General features: G+C 39.8%; 22 protein-coding genes and 1 riboswitch. Of the genes, 1 reads left to right on the top strand and 21 read right to left on the bottom strand.

Translation table 11 applies throughout. The features are described 5' to 3' along the window. Positions 1-72 precede the first annotated feature (72 nt). The 13 genes from IHV12_RS00420 to IHV12_RS00480 form a co-directional block, all read right to left on the bottom strand. The gene (locus tag IHV12_RS00420; protein WP_197189543.1) at positions 73-603 is read right to left on the bottom strand and encodes a metallophosphoesterase family protein; all 531 of its coding nucleotides are present in this window, start codon (positions 601-603) and stop codon (positions 73-75) included. Then, positions 588-1,196 carry an XTP/dITP diphosphatase gene (locus IHV12_RS00425; RefSeq protein WP_231618363.1) on the bottom strand — a complete coding sequence of 203 codons (609 nt, stop codon included), beginning with the start codon at positions 1,194-1,196 and terminating at the stop codon, positions 588-590. Before IHV12_RS00425 ends, IHV12_RS00420 begins: the two co-directional genes overlap by 16 nt. A 422-nt stretch (positions 1,197-1,618) precedes the next feature. Next, the gene (locus IHV12_RS00430) at positions 1,619-2,656 is read right to left on the bottom strand and encodes a GerMN domain-containing protein (RefSeq protein WP_197190324.1); all 1,038 of its coding nucleotides are present in this window, start codon (positions 2,654-2,656) and stop codon (positions 1,619-1,621) included. A 196-nt stretch (positions 2,657-2,852) separates the two neighbouring features. Further along, entirely contained in the window at positions 2,853-3,647 is a 795-nt protein-coding gene (racE, locus tag IHV12_RS00435) for a glutamate racemase (RefSeq protein WP_305069382.1), read from the bottom strand. A 212-nt stretch (positions 3,648-3,859) separates the two neighbouring features. Then, complete coding sequence (gene ptsP, locus IHV12_RS00440) at positions 3,860-5,572, bottom strand: phosphoenolpyruvate--protein phosphotransferase (protein WP_197131435.1); 1,713 nt, start codon at positions 5,570-5,572, stop codon at positions 3,860-3,862. Continuing rightward, positions 5,572-5,838, bottom strand: coding sequence for a phosphocarrier protein HPr (locus IHV12_RS00445; protein ID WP_066396644.1), 267 nt, complete (start codon positions 5,836-5,838; stop codon positions 5,572-5,574). The genes ptsP and IHV12_RS00445 overlap by 1 nt, the downstream gene beginning before the upstream one ends. Before the next feature lie 13 nt (positions 5,839-5,851). After that, entirely contained in the window at positions 5,852-7,924 is a 2,073-nt protein-coding gene (ptsG, locus tag IHV12_RS00450) for a glucose-specific PTS transporter subunit IIBC (protein WP_197131438.1), read from the bottom strand. A gap of 196 nt (positions 7,925-8,120) precedes the next feature. Next, complete coding sequence (glcT, locus tag IHV12_RS00455) at positions 8,121-8,975, bottom strand: glucose PTS transporter transcription antiterminator GlcT (protein WP_197189545.1); 855 nt, start codon at positions 8,973-8,975, stop codon at positions 8,121-8,123. Positions 8,976-9,123: 148 nt separating this feature from the next. After that, positions 9,124-9,348 carry a helix-turn-helix domain-containing protein gene (locus tag IHV12_RS00460; RefSeq protein ID WP_066243534.1) on the bottom strand — a complete coding sequence of 75 codons (225 nt, stop codon included), beginning with the start codon at positions 9,346-9,348 and terminating at the stop codon, positions 9,124-9,126. Positions 9,349-9,503: 155 nt separating this feature from the next. After that, positions 9,504-9,971, bottom strand: coding sequence for an acyl-CoA thioesterase (locus IHV12_RS00465; protein ID WP_197131454.1), 468 nt, complete (start codon positions 9,969-9,971; stop codon positions 9,504-9,506). 101 nt (positions 9,972-10,072) lie between these two features. Further along, positions 10,073-10,828 (bottom strand): succinate dehydrogenase iron-sulfur subunit, encoded by a 756-nt coding sequence (gene sdhB, locus IHV12_RS00470; RefSeq protein ID WP_144698733.1) that lies wholly within the window; start codon positions 10,826-10,828, stop codon positions 10,073-10,075. 2 nt (positions 10,829-10,830) lie between these two features. Continuing rightward, a complete protein-coding gene (sdhA, locus tag IHV12_RS00475) occupies positions 10,831-12,591 on the bottom strand; it encodes a succinate dehydrogenase flavoprotein subunit (RefSeq protein WP_066396656.1) in 1,761 nt (586 codons plus the stop codon). Between the two features lie 15 nt (positions 12,592-12,606). Next, positions 12,607-13,215, bottom strand: a complete 609-nt coding sequence (locus IHV12_RS00480; protein WP_197131456.1) for a succinate dehydrogenase cytochrome b558 subunit — start codon at positions 13,213-13,215, stop codon at positions 12,607-12,609. Positions 13,216-13,519: 304 nt separating this feature from the next. Here IHV12_RS00480 and IHV12_RS00485 point away from each other — a divergent pair, with 304 nt between their 5' ends. Continuing rightward, complete coding sequence (locus tag IHV12_RS00485; protein WP_197189546.1) at positions 13,520-13,966, top strand: YslB family protein; 447 nt, start codon at positions 13,520-13,522, stop codon at positions 13,964-13,966. A 40-nt stretch (positions 13,967-14,006) separates the two neighbouring features. On the opposite strand, the gene IHV12_RS00490 is transcribed toward IHV12_RS00485, so the two are convergent. From IHV12_RS00490 to IHV12_RS00525, 8 genes are all read right to left on the bottom strand, one after another. After that, positions 14,007-15,245 carry an aspartate kinase gene (locus tag IHV12_RS00490; protein WP_197132112.1) on the bottom strand — a complete coding sequence of 413 codons (1,239 nt, stop codon included), beginning with the start codon at positions 15,243-15,245 and terminating at the stop codon, positions 14,007-14,009. A 162-nt stretch (positions 15,246-15,407) separates the two neighbouring features. Further along, positions 15,408-15,596: riboswitch (Lysine riboswitch) on the bottom strand. 65 nt (positions 15,597-15,661) lie between these two features. Then, positions 15,662-17,464 (bottom strand): excinuclease ABC subunit UvrC, encoded by a 1,803-nt coding sequence (uvrC, locus tag IHV12_RS00495; protein WP_197132113.1) that lies wholly within the window; start codon positions 17,462-17,464, stop codon positions 15,662-15,664. Between the two features lie 164 nt (positions 17,465-17,628). After that, entirely contained in the window at positions 17,629-17,940 is a 312-nt protein-coding gene (trxA, locus tag IHV12_RS00500; protein ID WP_137788705.1) for a thioredoxin, read from the bottom strand. Positions 17,941-18,054: 114 nt separating this feature from the next. Next, positions 18,055-18,651, bottom strand: coding sequence for a histidine phosphatase family protein (locus IHV12_RS00505; RefSeq protein ID WP_231620602.1), 597 nt, complete (start codon positions 18,649-18,651; stop codon positions 18,055-18,057). 68 nt (positions 18,652-18,719) lie between these two features. Continuing rightward, positions 18,720-19,691 carry an electron transfer flavoprotein subunit alpha/FixB family protein gene (locus IHV12_RS00510; RefSeq protein ID WP_197189547.1) on the bottom strand — a complete coding sequence of 324 codons (972 nt, stop codon included), beginning with the start codon at positions 19,689-19,691 and terminating at the stop codon, positions 18,720-18,722. A gap of 12 nt (positions 19,692-19,703) precedes the next feature. Beyond that, a complete protein-coding gene (locus tag IHV12_RS00515) occupies positions 19,704-20,474 on the bottom strand; it encodes an electron transfer flavoprotein subunit beta/FixA family protein (protein WP_197131463.1) in 771 nt (256 codons plus the stop codon). A 14-nt stretch (positions 20,475-20,488) separates the two neighbouring features. Continuing rightward, positions 20,489-21,262 carry an enoyl-CoA hydratase gene (locus tag IHV12_RS00520; protein ID WP_197131465.1) on the bottom strand — a complete coding sequence of 258 codons (774 nt, stop codon included), beginning with the start codon at positions 21,260-21,262 and terminating at the stop codon, positions 20,489-20,491. A 26-nt stretch (positions 21,263-21,288) separates the two neighbouring features. Further along, positions 21,289-21,891: a TetR/AcrR family transcriptional regulator gene (locus IHV12_RS00525; RefSeq protein ID WP_197131467.1), complete on the bottom strand. Its 603-nt coding sequence runs from the start codon at positions 21,889-21,891 to the stop codon at positions 21,289-21,291. Positions 21,892-21,958 lie beyond the last annotated feature (67 nt).

The raw sequence follows: 21,958 nt of genomic DNA on the forward strand, positions 1-21,958 counted from the left end.
AGACCTTGTCGCGACGACATAACTAAATATACATGATATCTAAATTATAGTCAACCCATTTTCTCAACTTTTTTATTTTCTAACTGTTTTTTTTTCAAATGTTCTACTTAACTGATCGATACGTATACCATTGAGTGAATAAAAACTTACCGATATCCTATTATCTTCAATCTCCAACAACGCATATGTCTTTTCAAAAGAACCTCTAGGCAGCCTGATACTCCCAGGATTGATAAAGATCATTCCCTCACGTTCAAAGGCTTCAGCTACGTGTGAATGCCCAAAACAAGCAATTGCTGCACCTGTTTCCTCTGCCCTGTATGCGAGTGAAAGATAAGACATTTTTACATCGTATAAATGACCATGTGTTATATATATACAAGTATCTCCCAACAGCTCAATGGCTTCGTTAGGAAAATCATCGCCTAAATAATCCATATTACCTTTAACCGTTACAAATCCAGACATTTCTTTAGATGATGTCGAAAGCTCTGAATCACCGCAATGAATCATAAGGTCTACTTCATTTTGATAGCGGCTCTTTAATGTTTCTAACTCATCTGTTAACCCGTGACTATCACTAACGATTAAGGCTTTTCCCATAAGAGATCCTCCTCATTGATCAGTTTTTTTAGTTTTTCCAAAGCTATTGCTCTATGACTAATTTTATTTTTTTCTTCTTTTGCTAACTCTGCCATCGAACGATTTAATTGAGGAAGAAAGAAAATCGGATCATACCCGAAACCTTCCGTTCCCTTCTTTTCTCTTAAAATCTGACCTTTACACTCCCCTTTTACAACTAGCGTTTCTTTTTGAGGTCTCGCAAAAGCCAGAGCACATACAAACTGAGCGTTTCTATCGTTATCTTCAACATTCTGAAGTTCTTCTAAGACTTTGTTCATGTTCTCTTCATCACTTTTATGTATACCTGCATACCTAGCTGAATAAACGCCAGGTCGTCCTTCTAAAGCATGGATCTCTAATCCTGAGTCATCCGCGATAACAGGAATATTCATCTGTTTAGAGATGGTTTCAGCTTTTAAAATAGCGTTCTCTTCAAAAGTGACTCCAGTTTCTTCAACGTCAGGACTTCCTTCAATATCGTTTAAAGTGAGGATCTCAACCCCAAAACTTCCTAACATCGATTGAAATTCTTTAGCTTTACCTCTATTTTTCGTTGCAACTAAAATTTTCATTAGGTACGCCTCCGTTTTGTAAAAAGTTTTTCTATAGGATTGTGATATTACTGTCATTTGGTGAAGCGTCTTCAACTATAAAATGTACGCCTCCCATTTGGAATGCGAGGGACATAAAGCGGAATCAAATACTTTAAAAGTACAAAGGTTGTCCAAAGCTCTTCTCATTTCGCTTGCAAAAGATTGTTACTTTTGCATGTTCATTCTCATCGTCGACAAAGTTGATTGGAGTGTAAGGTTTGAGACTCCTGCGGGACGAGCGGTCAGGTGAGACCCTTAAAGGCGCAAAGCGGCAAGGGGCTCACCGATCGCCCCGCGGAAAGCGAGACACCTGAAACGGAAATCAACTACTTTCAAAACAACAGAGCAATAAAAAAAGAGACGAATATTCGCCTCTTTACTGTATCACAACCTATTTAATTTTAAAATTCACCTGTATTCACTTTTTTAGGTCTTGAAACCGGGGCTGTAAGTTCTTTACCTTTTTCATTGAATATCTTAGACTTCCCATCAACTTTAATCGCCACTTTCTTCACTTCAGATAGCTCTGTAAGCGAAAGAACAATTGAATTTAACACTTCATCTGCAATCATGCTTTCTTCTTTATTATCCAGCAAAGCTCCATTGAAGTTTAATGTAACAACACCATCTTTGACGACAGGTGTACTTAACAGTTTCACATCTGTTCTAAAGTCTGTTAAAAGGCTGCTTTCTGCAGATGGACCATCAATTAGATGTTCGATCGTTGCTGTTACTTTATCTGTCCCCTCTTTTGCAACTCGACGCGTTACAGGTACATAATACGTTTGATCCTGTGTTTGTGCCAAGAAATAGAGAGTTACGAGTTCACTATTCGTGATATCTGCCACACTGCCATTTTCGAGATTTATCCCGTCAACACGACTCACACCGTCACCAACTGGTGTATTATTAACAGGCATTGAATTTTGGTTCTTTCCTGCGATTTGTATTTTAACTTTTTTTATGTTGTCAAACTGAGTAAGTGTGAATGTAATAGCTTGCAAGATCTTCATTTCATCCGCTGCATTATACTCTGTAAATTCCTTTGAAAAATTTGCCGTAGCTGTCCCCTTTTTGATATTTACCGATAACACTTCTGTATCAGCTGGCAGAACAGCTTGAAAACCGTTAGGGAGCAGATTGCTTACAGGTCCGTCTTTTACAAGATACTGCAATACTTGTTTAGCCGTTTCATCGTTCTTTGGAAGAGCCAGTACCTGTGGGACAACCATCCCGTTGCTGTCGAATAAAAACAGTTGCCGCTTATTCGTTTGCTCTGCACTCGCCGCTTTGTCTTTCTTATCCAGCGACTGACCTTCTTTCACGTAATTCACTTTAGGGGGATCAAGCTCATTTCCTGCTTTCTCTCCCCATAGTCCGCAACCTGATACCAGCAATGAAGCTGATAATATGATAAGCGGTGCTCCTGACTTCATCATTTTGCGCATACTTTCCCTCCTCAAGTGGTTTGTACTATTATGTATACGAGCTATCCTCTCCCATTAGACCACTTGTACAAAAAATAAAAGAGACTGGCTTTAATTAAAAGAAAAGAGCAGAACCCCAAAAAGGATCCTACTCTTTCAATTCAATATTCTAATTATGAGGTTACCTAATTTTCATGCTCTTTGAAAACTATAACTTCATACATTCTACTTTTTCAATCTTACGGTCTAGCCAATGGTTGGCGATCTGCAGGAAATGATCGCTCTCTGCTGTCGCTAAAAATCGGTGCATCGGTTTAGCATCTTCTGTATTTAAAAGCCCACTATGGTCTAAGATGACAGAAACTTCACGCGCAGTTTCTGCACCTGAACAGATCAACGTGATATGTTCACCCATCACTTGCTGAATGATTGGTCTTAACAACGGGTAATGAGTGCATCCCAGAATTAACGTATCGATGGAAAGATCCTTAAGTGGATATAAAGTTTCTGAAACTGCACTTAATGTCTCTTCACCAGATAACTTACCTTGTTCAACAAGCGGAACGAACAACGGACATGCTAAACTTTCTACGATTACATCGTTACGAATCTGTGTTAGCGCCTGTTTATAAGCACCACTATTGACCGTCCCGACTGTCCCTATTACACCGACATGATTATTTTTCGTCGCTTTTAAAGCGGAACGGGCACCAGGATGGATAACTCCTAAGACAGGAATGTCTAACTTTCTCTTCGCTTCTTCTAAAACTGCTGCAGTAGCTGTATTACAGGCGATAACGAGCATCTTAATCTCCTGTTCTAAAAGAAAGTCAATCATTTCCCACGTATAAGCCCTAACTTCTTCAAATGGTCTCGGGCCATACGGACACCTTTTCGTGTCTCCTAAGTAGATAATCTCTTCTTTCGGTAGCTGTTTCATGATCTCTCTTGCTACCGTTAAACCTCCCACTCCTGAATCAATGACTCCAATGGGTCTATTCAAAAAACATCGCCTCATCTCTATATACATAATGGCGTTAGTCACTGTTTTCTATTCTGCTAATATTTTTATGAAATTGCAAGACCATTCGTTAATGGAATGTTTTAAATCCGAGCAACCTGGAGCGGAAATCAACCACTCTCGTGTCCAACCCTACTCACTCAAACATCTATAGAAAAAGACTATGGAAATTTCCCCATAGTCTTTTTTCCACTTTAGAAATTTTCTTCTGCAAACTTCACAACGTCTTCCATTGTTTCCATTTGTAGAATTTCATCCATGTGTGCACTGATCTTTTCTTTAGACAGACCGAGAATCTGACTACGAGCAGGAAGTACAGATGTAGCACTCATTGAGAATTCATCCAGACCAAGCCCAAGAAGAATTGGAATTGCGATCGGATCGCCTGCCATCTCTCCACACATACCAGCCCATTTACCTTCTTTATGTGCTGCATCGATAACCATTTTTACTAATCTTAAGATTGCTGGATTGTACGGCTGATACAAGTAAGAAACTTGTTCGTTCATACGATCTGCAGCCATCGTATATTGAATCAAATCGTTAGTGCCGATGCTGAAGAAATCAACTTCTTTAGCAAAAGTATCTGCCATTACCGCTGTTGATGGAATTTCCACCATGATACCTACTTCAATGGATTCTGAAACTTCAATTCCCTCAGAAACGAGCTTTTCTTTTTCTTCTAATAAGATTCCTTTAGCAGCACGGAATTCTCCAAGTGTTGCAATCATCGGGAACATGATCTTCAAGTTCCCATATTGGCTTGCACGAAGAAGTGCTCTAAGTTGCGTACGGAAAATGTCTTGCTCTTCTAAGCAAAGGCGAATCGCACGGAATCCTAAGAAAGGATTTAACTCTTTCGGAAGATTTAGATAAGGAAGTTCCTTATCTCCACCAATATCGAGTGTACGGATAACTACTGGTTTACCTTCCATCTTTTGAAGCACTTCACTATATGCCTTGAACTGCTCTTCTTCAGTAGGAAGTTGATCACGGCCCATGTAAAGGAACTCTGTACGGTATAAACCAACGCCTTCTGCACCGTTCTCTAGAACACCTTTTACATCAGCTGGTGTTCCAATATTAGCCGCAAGCTCAACTTGAACAGAATCGCTTGAGAATGTTTTTTCATTCACTAGCTTTGCCCATTCCGCTTTTTGCTTTTGATATTGTTTTTGTTTTTCTTCATACGTAGCGATTTCATCTTCAGTAGGATTCACGATTACATGTCCATCCAGACCGTCGATAATTACCATTACGCCGTTCTCAACGTTCTCTGTAATTGTTTTAGTCCCTACTACTGCAGGAATTTCCATTGAACGAGACATGATTGCTGAGTGAGAAGTTCTCCCTCCAATGTCAGTTGCAAAACCTTTAACAAAATTACGGTTTAATTGAGCCGTGTCAGAAGGAGTTAAATCTTCTGCTAAGATGACAACCTCTTCTGTGATACTTGCAGGTGTAGTAAACGTCACATTTAACAAGTGTGCTAAAACTCGTTTTGAAACGTCACGAATATCTGCCGCACGCTCTTTCATGTATTCGTTATCCATGGATTCAAACATATTGATGAACATGGATGAAACATCGTCCATTGCAGCTTCAGCGTTAACTTTTTCATTTTCAATCTTTTGTTTTACAGCATCAACTAGTTCTGGATCGCTCAAAACAAGAAGATGGGCAGCAAAAATCGCTGCCTTATCTTCGCCTAACTCTTTGTTCGCTTTTTCTTTTATAACAGAAAGTTCCTCTTTGGAAACGTTAAGCGCTGCTTCAAAACGATCGATTTCACTCGCTGAATCTGAAATCGATTTTCTTTCGATCGTTAATTCAGGGTTTTGAAGAACAAACGCTTTTGCGATTGCGATGCCGGCTGATGCTGCAATACCTGAAATTTTTTCAGACATTACTCACCAAGCCCTTCCTTTTTCATTACGTTTTCTAATGCAGCGATTGCTTCATCTGCATCTGAACCTTCTGCTTTGATCACGATTGAAGATCCTTGTTGGATCCCTAGGCTCATTACGCCCATGATTGATTTTAAGTTAACGCTCTTTCCGTTGTAGTCAAGTGTAATATCTGAGCTGAACTGACCTGCTTGGTTAACTAAAGTTGTTGCTGGACGTGCGTGAATTCCTGATTCGCTAGTTACTTTGAATGTTTTTTCTGCCATGATAATTACCCCTTTATTTTTTGAATGTAATAATATTTTCTTCCTCTATAGCCACAGTTCCTGTTTTTTCGACGGAAACTGTTTCATCCGATAGATTCGTGAATACAATCGGTGTGATTACGGATGGTGCATTTTCCTTAACAAAGTTCAGGTCAACCTTTAAAATCTTTTGACCGATCTTAACTCTGTCGCCTTCAGAAACAAAGCTCTCGAAACCTTCACCTTTCAGTTTCACTGTATCGATACCAAAGTGGATGAGAATTTCTTTGCCTGAATCTGACTCAATACCGATGGCATGTTTCGTCGGGAAGATATTCATTATCTTACCATTAACAGGTGAAACCACCAAGCCTTCTGCTGGTTCGATCGCAAATCCATCACCCATCATTTTTCCTGAGAAAACTTGGTCAGGAACTTCGGTGATCGGAAGTATTTTCCCTTTAATCGGAGAAACAAAACGATCATCATCTGTAGAAATCGATGAAGTTGGTGTAGCACCAGGATTGTTTGTTTCAACAACTTTTCCTTGTTCAGGCGTTTTCTCTGAATTCTTCGGTTTAGCTACAGTCTTACCACTGATAATATCTTGAATTTCACTCTTAATCGTATCTGAACGAGTTCCAAAGATCGCTTGAATGTTATTACCCATTTCAAGAACGCCGGAAGCTCCGAGTTTTTTCAATCGATCCTTGTCCACTTCCTTAGGATCATTTACAGAAACTCTTAATCGAGTGATACAAGCGTCAAGGTTAGAAATATTGGACTCTCCGCCTAATCCCTCTAAAATATTCGCTGCTAGTGAATCTTTATTGGACGGTCCAACATTCGTTTCAACTTCGTCATCCACGATTTCTCGTCCTGGTGTTTTAAGGTTCCATTTACGGATCGCAAAACGGAAACCAAAGTAATAGATCACTGCAAATACGAGACCTACAGGAATTACTAGCCACCAGTCTGTACGGTTAGGAAGTACTCCGAACAGTAAGTAGTCGATTACACCACCAGAGAAAGTCATACCTATTTTAACATTTAACAAGTGCATAACCATAAAAGAAAGCCCTGCGAAAATAGCATGAATTCCAAATAATACTGGAGCAACAAATAAGAAAGTAAACTCAAGTGGTTCCGTGATTCCTGTTAAGAAAGAAGTCAACGCAGCAGAACCCATGATACCCGCAACTATTTTCTTTTGTTCAGGTCGTGCTTCGTGATACATAGCTAATGCTGCAGCCGGAAGGCCGAACATCATGAACGGGAACTTACCAGTCATAAAAGTACCTGCTGTTAATTCAACGTTATCTTTTAGTTGTGCAAAGAAGATCGCTTGGTCACCACGAACAAGTCCTTCTGCTGCAGATTTATAAGAGCCGAACTCAAACCAGAACGGCGAGTAGAAAATATGATGTAGTCCAAAAGGAATCAATGAACGTTCGATCACACCAAAGATAAATGCTGCGACCGTCAAGTTCGAATTGATCATGCTTTCAGAGAACGTATTAAGTCCATGCTGTACAGGCGGCCAGATGAACGTCATAACAATACCCAGTGCTAAAGCAGAAACTGCAGTAACAATCGGAACGAAACGTTTTCCAGCAAAGAATCCTAAGTATTGAGGAAGTTCGATGTTATAGAACCTCTTATAAAGATAGGAGGCCAAGATACCGACGATGATACCTCCAAACACTCCCGTCTGAAGTGTCGGAATACCCAGTACGTTCGCAAAAGAAGGATCTTTTCCGATCATATCAGGCGTTACCCCTTCAATAACGCTCATGGTTACGTTCATGATCAAGTAACCAATAATTGCTGCTAATCCTGCTACACCTTCACCGCCTGCAAGACCGACGGCAACACCAACGGCAAACAGTAACGATAGATTAGCAAAAACAATGTCTCCCGATTTCTCCATTACGTCTGCAACAAGCTGGAACCATGCTGCATCTAATGCAGGTATTCTTTCAATCAACGCTGGGTTTTTAAACGCATTACCAAAGGCAAGCAAGAGACCTGCAGCTGGCAAGATCGCAACCGGCAGCATAAGCGCTTTACCTACGCGTTGAAGAACACCAAATAATTTTTTCCACATAGGAAGTCCTCCTTTTTATTATGATAACCCTTCCATTTACTTTCGCATCAAACAAAAAAAGACATAAATAAGAAACATGAGTAAATCCCTAATCAGAATTAATATATCCTAATTAAGCATCTGCTACACTTTTGTTTCTTACTTATGCCTGATCGAATCAGTAACACGTAAAAACGAGTTGTTCTATATTCATTTATCATTTGTCTTCATTGTCATAACGCGAAAGCCTTTGCAAATGCATTGTCAAATATACTGCTTCTGCATGGGGCACGGGTTTTTGTAAGGTATTTTGCATAACCTTAATCAACTTCCACGCCAAATTGTAGCATAAAGGATATTCTTCTTTCAACACTTTTGCTAACTTTTCTTGCTCTTCCATGATATCACCCATAGAGACCCGTTCTATCGCATGCCTTAGATGACGAACAAGACGTAAATAATTGATGCTTTTCGTATCGATCGTAAGGTCTAATGAATGTTGGATCATCTGCATCAAAGTGTTGATGAGCTCTGAATGTTTCTTTATATCAGTTACACTTTTATTCGTAATAGCACTGTGAATATGAAGTGCAACAAAACCGATCTCCCCTTCAGGAAGATGAATCCCTAACGATTTATTGATGATTTCGATCGCTTCTTCAGCGACAGTATACTCTTTCGGATACAGTGTTTGAGTTTCTGTTAGAAATGGGTTTTTAATATCCATATTCTGTTCTAATCGTTTGATCGCGAATGTAATATGGTCGGTTAACGCAACATGTATATGTTCGTTTAACTCATTCTCAAAACGAGTTCGTATGTGAACAATTACATCATTGATCAATTCTACAATCTTTTCATCTATCGAATTTAATAACGTTTTATATTGTTCTTGTTCGTTTTCATCTCTCAATACAAATAACTTGTCCACTTGCTTAGGAAGAATCTCTTCACCTGGTTTCTTGCCGAAGCCGATTCCTTTGCCAATAACAATTCTTTCTTCATCGAAGGAATCAATAGCAATAACCACATTATTATTAAGAACTTTTTTCACTTGCAGGCTTTTGTTCATGAATTTTTTCACCTTTTTCATTTAGGTCCATAAACCACTAACATCATAACTTTCATCATAGCGGAAAACTGTTAGAAAAATCAATTACACTTTTTACCTGCTGATAATCAAACTGAAAACGGCTTTCACAATGAAAGCCGCTTTCTGACTAAATCTCGAGTTCTCCAAGCCTCAATAACTCTACAACGGCTTGAGAGCGTCCTTTAACCCCAAGCTTTTGCATGGTATTCGAAATATGGTTACGAACTGTTTTCTCACTAATGAATAATTGTTCCGCAATTTCTTTTGTGGTCTTATCTTGAACTAGTAGTTCGAAAACTTCTCTCTCTCTTTTTGTAAGTAGAGGCTTCGGTCGGTAGTGTTTATCTTTCAATGAATTCACCCCTCCTTGCTAGGGTTTAGGAACCGCCAACGAATATTGGAAGTATTTAGTCAACATATAGTATGTAAAGAATCAGATGGGAGTGACTTGGTTCATTTAAAAAGTATGAAGAATATTACGGATAAACCATAAAAAAAAGCCCATTTTCATACATGGGCTTCTTTAGAAAAATTATTTAGTTGGTTTTTCAACTCTTCATTCCACTTTACGGGACGTCCATTTCTTCTAGAAATCTGTACGATAGCACCTCTCCCTGTAAATACAGGAATCTTCTTCTCATTTATGCCTAAGTAATGGATGTCTATTGAAGATGAACCTACTTCATTTATTTTCACATATACTTTTAATTTTTCATCGTACATGATCTGGGCCAAATAGTCACATTGAAGGTCTGCCACTACCGGAATCTCTTCTGAATCTGGAGCACCCCAGTCAGTCATCAAACCCAGTTCCTTAAACATCGCGATTCGTGATTCTTCCATATAAGTAAAGATATTCGTATTGTTCACGTGGCCAAATCCGTCAATCTCACCAAAACGTACTTGCAATTCGTGATAAAAAGAAAAGCCCTTCTGCCAATCATCCATATTTGATATGTAATCTTGCCTAGCCAAATTCTTTACCGCCTTTCCATACAGATATTTAATGAATCGCTATTCAGTTATTTGTTTTTAAAAAAAGCTTCTCCCTGATGAGAGAAGCTCTGTATGATACTTTAACGATCACTTCCAAAGAAGTTCTTGAAAGCTTGGAAGCTTGTATCACGGTTAAGTGCAGCGATTGATGTTGTCAAAGGAATTCCTTTAGGACAAGACTGCACACAGTTTTGAGAGTTACCGCACTCTGCAAGACCTCCGTCATCCATGATCGCGTTCAAGCGCTCTTCTTTATTCATCTCACCAGTTGGGTGAGCATTAAATAAACGAACTTGAGATAAAGGCGCCGGTCCGATAAAGTCCGAGTTCGTATTTACGTTCGGACATGCTTCTAAACAAACACCGCAAGTCATACATTTTGAAAGTTCATATGCCCACTGACGCTTAGTCTCAGGCATACGAGGTCCTGGTCCAAGGTCGTACGTGCCATCGATTGGAATCCAAGCTTTAACTCGTTTAAGTGCATCAAACATTCTACTTCTATCGATCGCCAAATCACGGACAACCGGAAATGTTTTCATTGGTTCAAGACGGATCGGCTGTTCTAACTGATCAACAAGAGCCGTACAAGATTGTCTAGGCTTTCCGTTGATCACCATGGAACAAGCTCCACAAACTTCTTCTAAACAACCCATCTCCCAAGTAACGGGAGTCGTAGCTTCCCCTTTAGCGTTAACAGGGTTTCTACGAATTTCCATAAGAGCAGATATTACGTTCATGTTTGGACGATGAGGAATCTCAAACTCTTCTAAATATGGGGCAGTTTCTGGGTTATCCTGTCTTGAGATGACGAATTTCACCATTTTTGTGCTCATTCTTACACCCCTGCCTTCTTCTTAGAATAGTCACGTTTACGTGGCTGGATTAGCGAAACATCTACTTCTTCATACTCGAATTCTGGTCCGTTCGTTGTTGGATTGAATTTCGCTTTTGTTGTTTTTAACCATTGCTCATCATTACGTTCAGGGAAGTCCGGTTTATAATGGGCTCCACGACTTTCATCACGGTTAAGAGCACCGAGTGTAATAACACGAGCTAGCTGAAGCATGTGCCATAGCTGACGTGTAAATGATGCACCTTGATTGCTCCACTTGGAAGTATCGTTAATATTGATGTTTTTATAACGCTGCATCAATTCTTGAATCTTTTCATCTGTTTGTTTTAACTTATCGTTGTACCTTACAACCGTTACGTTGTCTGTCATCCATTCTCCAAGCTCTTTATGGATCACATAAGCGTTCTCAGTTCCATCCATAGATAGAATATTGTTGTATACTTCTTGGTCTTTTTTCACTTGGTTATCAAATACAGTAGAAGGTACATCCTCAACTGTTTTTTCTAATCCTCTAATGTATCGAACAGCCGACGGACCAGCTTCCATGCCGCCAAAAATAGCTGAAAGCAGCGAGTTAGCTCCTAATCTATTAGCACCATGATACTGATATTCACACTCACCAGCTGCAAAAAGGCCTGGAATGTTCGTCATCTGATCATAATCAACCCACATGCCACCCATTGAATAGTGAACAGCAGGGAAGATTTTCATAGGAACCTTACGTGGGTCATCTCCCATGAACTTTTCGTAGATCTCAATGATTCCACCAAGTTTGATATCAAGCTCTTTAGGATCTTTGTGTGAAAGATCAAGATATACCATGTTCTCACCATTGATTCCTAGCTTCAGATCAACACACACGTGGAAGATTTCACGTGTAGCGATGTCACGAGGAACAAGGTTACCGTATGCTGGATACTTCTCTTCTAGGAAGTACCAAGGCTTTCCGTCTTTATAAGTCCAAACACGTCCACCTTCACCACGTGCAGATTCACTCATTAAACGAAGCTTGTCATCACCAGGTATGGCCGTCGGGTGAATTTGAATGAACTCACCATTCGCATAATAAACACCTTGCTGATAAAGAGCTGATGCTGCTCCACCTGTGTTAATAACAGAGTTAGTCGACTTACCGAAAATGATTCCAGGTCCGCCAGTCGCCATAATAACTGCATCTGCAGGAAAACTTACGATTTCCATCGTTTTCAAGTTTTGTGCGGTGATTCCTCTACATTGTCCTTCGTCATCAATAATGGCAGATAAGAATTCCCATCCTTCATATTTCGTTACTAGACCTGCAACCTCATGACGACGAACTTGCTCATCAAGTGCATACAATAACTGCTGACCCGTTGTAGCACCAGCAAATGCAGTACGATGATGCTGTGTTCCTCCGAAACGACGGAAGTCAAGTAATCCTTCAGGCGTTCTGTTAAACATTACACCCATACGGTCCATTAAATGAATGATTCCTGGCGCTGCGTCACACATTGCTTTAACTGGAGGTTGGTTTGCTAAGAAGTCTCCACCGTATACAGAGTCATCAAAATGCTCCCACGGTGAATCTCCTTCACCTTTTGTATTTACAGCACCGTTTATACCACCTTGAGCACAAACAGAATGCGAACGTTTTACTGGAACAACTGAAAAGAGGTCAACGTTCACACCAGCTTCAGCTGCTTTGATCGTAGCCATTAAACCGGCGAGACCTCCGCCAACAACAATTATTTTCTGATTACTCAATTTGTCTCACCCCTTTTAAATGAATGCAAAGATTGTTCTTACGCTAACAATAGCAAGTGCAACAAATACACCCATTGTTACGTATGTTGAAATTTTCTGTGAACGAGGCGAAACTGTAAGGCCCCAGCTGACAAAGAACGACCATAATCCGTTAGCAAAATGGAATACTGCTGATAAAACACCAACAAGATAGAAGACAACCATGAATGGAGAGCTTAAGATGTCTGCCATCATATCAAAGTTTACTTCTTGTCCCAACGCAGCCTGTACACGTGTTTCCCATACATGCCAAGCGATAAAGACTAATGTGATAACGCCTGTTACACGCTGAACGAGGAACATCATATTGCGGAAATAGCCATAGCGGGTAACGTTGTTTTTTGCTTGGAACGTAATGTAAAGTCCATACACGGCATGAAACAAAATAGGTAAGTAGATGACAAACGTTTCTAGGAAAATACGAAAAGGTAAACTTTCCATAAAATGCGCCGCTTTGTTAAATGCTTCAGCATCCCTCGTTGCAAAATGGTTTACAACTAGATGCTGTACGAGAAAAATCCCGATCGGAATTACTCCTAATAATGAATGAATCCTTCTGTTAATAAAATCTCTACTGCCAGCCATTCTCTTGCCCCCTTCAAATTTAGCCTCTCTCTGGCTGCTAATCTTTGTTCCTCTCCACATGTAAGCGTTTTAAGTTTCCTCTTCTAGAGGATGAGTGTTAAACAATTAGCTTAATTAACTAGCAACATGTCCATTTTACTCCCATCGTTTGACACCGTCAAGAAAACGCTAACAACTAAATACGTAAATTTTCTTGATACATCAACGCTTTTGGAGGTTTAAGATTTTCGACAAATACCGATAGTTGCTATAGAGTTTAAACCGCTTTCCCGTTATAATAAAAATTAGAAAGAAGGGATGCAGAATGTTTAAACAAAAGACAAAGGATGATAACACCCCTGTAGAACAGCTTTCTGTTTCAGCTTTTGGGTATGAGATCCTTCGAAGCGATTTGTTGCCTGAACTTCTTGGCAAACAAGAACGAAATATTCTCTATTGGGCAGGAAGACACTTGGCTAGAAAATATCCTTTACATACGATGGAAGAAGTTCACGCTTTTTTTGTTGAAGCAGGCTGGGGCACTCTTGAAATGATCGAAGCTTCGAAAACTGAGATGAATTTCTCTTTAAACTCTCAACTGATCATGCAGCGAATGGAAAACTTCAATCATCAAACGTTCAGCCTAGAAGCAGGCTTCCTCGCTGAACAAGTTCAGCTGCAAAAAAAATGCACAACAGAAGCTTTAGAATCTACAAAACGAAACAAAGTTTTTATTACTGTTCAATGGGACAAAAAAGATACGATTGAATAACAAAAGCCGGCGTATTGCCGGCTTTTTTCAATGTTTGGTCCTATGTGTTCTGAACGGGAACACGAGCATCTAGCTCAAACACATCATGCAGCGTTTCTATCGACTTAATCATATCTTCTTGTTTCACGACGGTTGATACTTTAATCTCAGAAGTGCTTACCATTTTTATCATAATATCTTCGTCTGAAAGAGCTTTAAACATTTTAGCGGCAACGCCAGGATTTGAGATCATGCCTGAGCCAACGATTGACACTTTTGCAAGACCTTGTTCATAACTGATCGATTCGAATCCTAATTTCCCTTGATGCGCAGCAAGTACTTCTTGTGTAGCAGATAATGAGTTTGATTCAATCGAGAACGAAATATTCGTTTTTTCTTCATTTAGGACATTCTGAATGATGATGTCTACATTGATGCCGTTTGATGCCAAAATAGTAAACAATTCCGCTAACGCGTGTATTTCATTGGGAACTGAAGAGACCGTAATTTTTGTTATGTTTCCTTCAAACGCAAGACCTCTAACCATTAAATTTTGTTCCATAGACACTTCCTCCTCAACTAATGTTCCACGTTCTTCACTCATGCTAGATCTTACTTCTAATGTAATACTATAGTTTTTAGCAAACTCAACCGCTCTCGGATGTAAAACGCCAGCACCAAGGTTCGCCATCTCTAACATCTCATCATAAGAGATCGAAGGTAGTTTTCTAGCTGAATCCACTACACGCGGATCCGTCGTATATACACCCGTCACATCGGTATAGATGTCACATCGATCGGCTTTTAAAGCTGCCGCTAGCGCAACGGCTGTTGTATCAGATCCACCTCTGCCAAGCGTTGCAATATCCTTTGTTTCAGGAATCAGCCCTTGAAAACCTGCGACAACCACGATATGGCCATCTTTTAATAGAGAAGATACGCGCTCTGAATCGATGTCTAGTATTCTTGCATTTGAAAAAGCATCTTCGGTTTGAATACCCGCTTGCCATCCGGTTAATGATTGAGCTTTATATCCTTCTTGATGCAGAGCCATCGTCAATAAGGCAATCGTAATCTGTTCACCCGTCGTAAGTAGCATATCCATTTCCCGTTTAGAAGGGTTCTGACTGATATCTGTAGCAAGCTTTACGAGTTCATCCGTTGTTTTGCCCATCGCTGAAACCACAACCACGACTTCATTTCCTGCATCTACTTCATGGATGATTCGTTTTGCAACATTTTGTATTCGCTCAACTGAGCCTACACTAGTTCCACCAAATTTTTGAACGATTCTCCCCATATACTCCAATCCCTTCTTGTTGTAAGATTCTATCTCTTTTATTAGAAGACTTTGTTGACGGTGCACGTATACCTTCTTTTTTTGAAAGTAAATACAAAAAAGCAACAATAAGGAAAAACCCTATTGTTGCTATAATCCGTAGCAAGCCAAGTTTGTTCCCCCTCGTGAGATAGTCCTCCACACAAACCCTGGGGGGACTTGTGTGACAGCTCTGTATTTCTTCAATACAGGTCCAGCATAAAAGGCTAGAAGTCCTTTTACACTTCGGCAAGAATCCCCTTTCCACCATCATCACTAGAGCTTCTTCTCTTCAGATGGGTTACTATTGGTTCCTGCTCCTCTACCATCACTTCATACGAAGCATGGCATATTTATAAAGTTGGATTTATTTTAACAAAGTTACTCAATAGCTGCAACTACTCATTTGATAAAAATGCTTTTTCAATAAGCTCGGCTACTGGTTTAGGCACACCTGCTGCTTGAATCTCATCAACAGAAGCTTCTTTTAACTTTTTTAACGATCCAAAGTGGCGAAGCAGCATCTTTTTGCGTTTGTCACCGATTCCAGCGATGCTGTCTAATGTTGATTCGAACATGCTTTTAGAGCGAACTTTTCGATGGAAGGAGATCGCGAACCTGTGAACTTCATCTTGAATTCGTTGCAGAAGATAGAATTCCTGACTGTTTCTAGGCAAGTGTATCATTTCAGGAGGATCCCCAATCCAAAGCTGTGAGGTTCTATGCTTTTCATCTTTCGATAGACCTGCTACTGGAATAAATAAGTTAAGCTCGTTCTCTAATACATCTTGAGCCGCAGATATTTGCCCTTTTCCGCCATCGATCAGAATAAGACTAGGAAGCTCTCCTTCTTCCCTCAATAGTCTTGTATATCTTCTGCGAACAACTTCCTTCATGGAAGCATAATCATCTGGACCTTCCACAGATTTGATCTTATATTTTCGATAATCCTTTTTGTACGGTTTTCCGTCAACAAAAACAACCATGGCAGAAACAGGGTCTGTTCCATGAATATTCGAGTTATCGAACGCTTCAATACGATAAGGTGCAGCAATTCCAATTCTCTCACCAAGGTTCTCAACGGCTTTAATCGTTCTCGCCTCATCTTGCTCGATCAGGGCAAATTTCTCGTGAAGAGCTAAAGACGCGTTTTTAGTAGCTAATTCCACAAGCTCTTTCTTTTGTCCTTTTTTCGGCTGCAATACTTTCACTTGAAGAAGTTCGGATACAAGATCTGCATCCACTTCTTGTGGAAGGAGAATCTCTTTAGGAAGAAGGTGATTTTTTTGCAGATAGAACTGACCAATAAAGGTTAGCAAGTCTTCATTCGCTTCTCCATAAAAAGGGAAGACCGAAATATCTCTAGCAATCACTTTTCCTTGCCTAATGAAAAAGACTTGTACACACATCCATCCTTTATCGAAATGATAACCAAAAACGTCTCGATCGACTAAATCTGCTGTCATCATCTTTTGCTTCTCCATAACAGCTTCAATGTGCTGTATCTGGTCTCGAAGCTCTTTTGCGCGTTCAAAGTTTAATGCTTCAGAGGCTTCGAGCATCTTTTCTGACAACTCATTTTTAACATCCTGATAGCCGCCATTAAGAAATTTCACGATGCCATCTACCATCTGTTTATTTTCTTGTTCTGTAACATCATATACGCAAGGACCTAAACATTGACCGATATGATAATACAAACACACTCTTTTAGGCATCGTATCACATTTACGGAGTGGAAAAATACGGTCTAAAAGCTTTTTCGTTTCTTGGGCAGCATAAGCATTCACAAACGGACCAAAATATTTTCCGCCATCTTTTTTTATCTTCCGTATATATAGAAGTCTTGGTTGTTTTTCAGCAGTGATTTTTAAGTATGGATAGCTCTTATCATCTTTTAGCATAACGTTATAACGAGGGTCATGCTTTTTAATCAAATTCATCTCTAGAACTAATGCTTCCATCTCAGTAGAAGTTACAATGTATTCAAAATCTCTGATCTCACTAACAAGTCTTTGCGTTTTACCATCATGTGTCCCCGAGAAATAAGATTTCACACGATTCTTCAACACTTTCGCCTTACCAACATAAATAACTTTCCCAAACTCATTCTTCATAAGATAGCAGCCAGGTTGATCTGGTAGCAACATTAATTTTTGTTTTACAGAAATAGAGGTCAATTTCTTCCCCCCTTCACTCATAGCAGTCTTTTCTACTATCATATCATGTATCAACGTGTTCATAATACTATCGTGATTTCAATACCACATATTTTCATTTATCGACAATATTTCCTAGAAAATATTGAACAGTTTGTAAAATGCACAAAAAAAAAGCCCGAGCAACGGGCTTTTTTGGGTAAACCTTATTTATGTTTGTTCAATAGTTCAACTAATGCTTCTTTCGGTTGGAAACCGACAACTTGATCTACCACTTGACCGTCTTTGAATACAAGTAGGGTTGGAATACTCATAACACCGAATTTTCCAGCTGTTTCTTGGTTTTCATCAACATCAAGCTTAACTACTTTTACTTCTTCCATTTCTTGATCTACTTCTTCAAGAACAGGAGCGATCATTTTACAAGGTCCGCACCATGGTGCCCAAAAGTCAGCAAGTACTAAACCTTCGTTCGTTTCTGTATTAAATGTTTGATCTGATGCATTAACAATAGCCATTTATTTGGCCCTCCTTTTAAATAACAAAGTGTAAACAAAGTATATCCCACAAATGTAACAGTTGCTAATAGTTTGCTCAACTTTATGGTACCCAAGTTTTTTATTCGACAAACGTTAGATTGTAGCACTCTTTTCTAGATGTCTCTGACAGTTGAATAATTCACAAGTCCAAGCGTTTTCTGCTTTTAGGTTAAAAATAGAAAAAGACGTATTGTTAAGTCCGTACCAGCGATCAGTATCGTCTTGCAGAAGCTCTTTGAAGATCCTTACAAGTAATGCTCCATGAGTGATGACCAGAACTTTCTCACCCTTATGCTTTTGAACAATATCGCTTAGGGCTGCTTTCCATCTAGTATCGGCATCTTCATTTGATTCTCTACCTAGATCAAGCTCCATCCAATTTTCTCCCCAGCGTTCGACTCGTTCGCTCTCAGTGGTTCCTTCTGTCTCACCGAATGAGATCTCGCGAAGTCTATCATCAGCCAACACGTTTAGACCGGTTATTCCGCTGATAGCATCAGCAGTTTTATATGCTCTGAGTAATGGACTGGCATATATAGCATCCCATTTTTCATCCACAAACCGTTCCGCTAAACGTTCAGCTTGATACTTCCCGTTGTCATTAAGCGGGATATCCTTACAGCCTTGAGCTCTTCTTTCAATGTTCCAATCCGTTTCACCATGACGAATGAATGCAATCGTAGTCATCATACACCTTCCTCGTTCTCAAATTGAAAAAACGTCCAGAAAAACGGACGTTTTCATTCATTTACATTCTATTATACTAACACTTTTTTAAACTCTTCCGTTAATAAAGGAACGACTTCAAACAGGTCACCAACGATTCCATAGTCTGCTACCGAGAAGATGCTAGCTTCGGGATCTTTGTTGATCGCAACGATGACTTTAGAGTTAGACATCCCAGCTAGATGCTGAATAGCTCCCGAAATTCCACAAGCGATATACAGATCAGGCGTTACAACTTTACCGGTTTGACCGATCTGTAATGAATAATCACAATAATCAGCATCACACGCACCACGAGATGCCCCAACTGCTGCTCCAAGTACATCTGCAAGTTCTTGAAGAGGTTTGAAGCCATCTTCAGATTTCACACCGCGACCACCAGCAACGATGATCTTTGCTTCTGCTAGATCTACGCCTGTAGATGCTTTACGAACTACTTCTTTAACAATCGTTCTTAAGTCTTTGATGTCAACAGATACAGATGTTACATCACCAGAGCGAGATTCATCTTTCTCTAATGGTGCGATGTTATTCGGACGAATCGTAACGAATACTAGACCATCTGAGATTAATTTCTTTTCAAAGGCTTTTCCTGAATATACAGGGCGAGTAAACACAGTGTTCTCACCAGCTTGTTCAAGTCCTGTAACATCTGAAATCAGTCCAGATTCTAGACGAGCTGCAAGTCGTGGCGAAAGATCTTTTCCTAACGATGTGTGTCCGAACACGATTGCTTCAGGGCTTTCATCATCGATGATCTGCTTTAACGTTTGGAAATAACCATCTGGAGTATAGTTCGCTAGCTTCTCATGTTCCGCTGTGAGTACACGATCAGCTCCATAGTGAATTAATTCTGCTGCTAACGACTGAACAGAGTCACCGCATAATACTGCGAACACTTCTCCGCCGCCAGAAATTTCTTTTGCTGCTGCAATTGCTTCAAATGAAACATTACGTAACGCACCGTCACGGGATTCTGCAAGTACTAAAACTTTTTTTGCCATGATGACTCCTCCTTATATTACCTTCGCTTCATTTCTTAACAGAGATACAAGTTCTTTTACTTGGTCTGGAGTTTCACCTGATAGGATTTTTCCAGCTTCCTTTTTTGGTGGAAGATATACTTCTACCGTTTTTGTTTTCGCTTCTACGTCATCTTCATCAATATCAAGATCATCTAACTCCAATGTTTCAAGAGGCTTCTTCTTTGCTTTCATGATCCCTGGTAACGAAGGATATCGTGGCTCATTCAATCCTTGTTGTGCAGTCACCAATAATGGAAGAGATGTCTCAATCTTCTCAAGATCTCCTTCAACATCGCGTTCGATGTTTACAGTCGAACCGTTCACTTCAATCTTTGTGATGGTTGTTACGTGTGGAATATCTAATAATTCTGCAAGACGCGGTCCAACTTGACCAGTCCCGTTATCAATCGCAACGTTTCCGCCTAGAATAATGTCGTATTCTTTATCTTTAAAGTAAGCTGCCAAAACCGACGAAGTCGTGAATTGATCTTGGCTGTCCAAGTCTTCGTTCGAAATAAGAACCGCTTGATCTGCTCCCATAGCTAGTGCAGTACGAAGCTCTTTTTCAGAATCTTCGTCTCCAACCGTTACAACCGTAACCGTACCGCCGTGAGCATCTTTTAATGTAATCGCTTCTTCAATCGCATATTCGTCATAAGGATTAATAATGAATTCTGCACTATCTTCAGAAATCTTGTTGTTTGAAACAGAAATTTTTTCCTCTGTATCAAAAGTACGTTTTAAAATTACATAAATGTTCATGGTTACCCTCCTAGTTATCGGTCCTGAAATTCAGGCTTTCTTTTTTCAATAAATGCAGAGATTCCTTCTTGTCCGTCAAAGCTTTTAAAAGCTTTCCCAAACAGTTCTCTTTCTTTCTCTGCACCTTTTTCATAGAGTCCATGTCTCGCATAATGCAACAACTCTAAAGTGTACTTAATGGAAACAGCACTCTTCATAGAAAATTCTTCAGCCATTTTGTAAGCCTTTTCAAAAAGCTCTTCTGTTGGATAAGAACTGTTTGCTAAACCAAATGTGACAGCATCTACTCCGGAGATCGGCTTACTTGAAAGAAGCATCTCGCAAGCTTTAGGTACACCTACAAGCTGTGGCAGTCTTTGAGTTCCAGCAAATCCCGGAACTAGCCCTAGTGTGAGCTCAGGAAGACCAAGTTTCGCATCTTCAGCCACAAGCCTTACGTGGCAGCTCATCGCAAGTTCTAGTCCACCACCAAGCGCAGCTCCATGAATCGCTGCAATTACTGGTTTTGAAAATTGCTCGATTCGGCTAAAAACATCTTGTCCTTTTTTCCCAAGCTCCGCAAAACCTTTTTCATCAGGAACTTCTGTAAACTCTTTGATGTCTGCTCCAGCGGAAAAGAATCGTCCTTCTCCTAAAATAACAACTGCTTTAACAGAGTTATCATTTTCGATCTGATCTAAAGCTTTATCGATCTCTTCAATAACTCCTGTTGATAAAGCATTAGCTGGCGCACGATTAAGTTTGATCGTTGCCACTTTATTTTGTTTTTCAATTTGTAAGAATTCCAACTTTGCATTCCCTCCTTTTTTGAATATCAATCATCTGGATGTACAGAGCGAACGGAAAGACCGTTTACAAGCATCTGATGAACCGGGCCAGCAAGAGCAGGAAGATCATATCGATGATCGTTCATTACCCAGTTTGTTGCTGTTTCGTCAATTGTTCCAAAGATCATCTGACGAGCCAATCTGTAATCCATGTTTTTAACAAAAACGCCTTCCTGCATACCATCCTTCAAGATCGAGTCGATTAAATCTAAGTACCTCTTTAATACTTCTCCGATCTTCGCACGAAGCTGCCTGTTCGTCTGCCTTAGTTCTAGCTGTGTTACGATTGATAGTTCAAAATCAGCAGTCAATTGCTTAAAATGCATCTCAACAAGAATTCTAAGCTTCTCAATCGCTGAATCATTACTTTTCAGCTCGTTTTCTGTTTTTTCGATAAAGGTCCCCATCTTCTCATTAAAAACAGAAACAAGCAGATCTTCTTTATTTTTAAAATATAGATAGATGGTGCCGTCAGCGACACCTGCTTCTTTCGCTATCTTTGAAACTTGGGATTGATGATAGCCGTGTTCTGCGATCACATTTACAGCTGCATCAATGATTTTTTCGTATTTTGGACCTTTACGCTTCATTTCTATCGCCTCTTTTTGTATAACACAATCATCTTTTCAAAAATGAATGATTGTTCATTCATAATTG

It is taken from the genome of Fictibacillus sp. 7GRE50 (assembly GCF_015903875.1).
Lineage (GTDB): Bacteria > Bacillota > Bacilli > Bacillales > Fictibacillaceae > Fictibacillus > Fictibacillus phosphorivorans.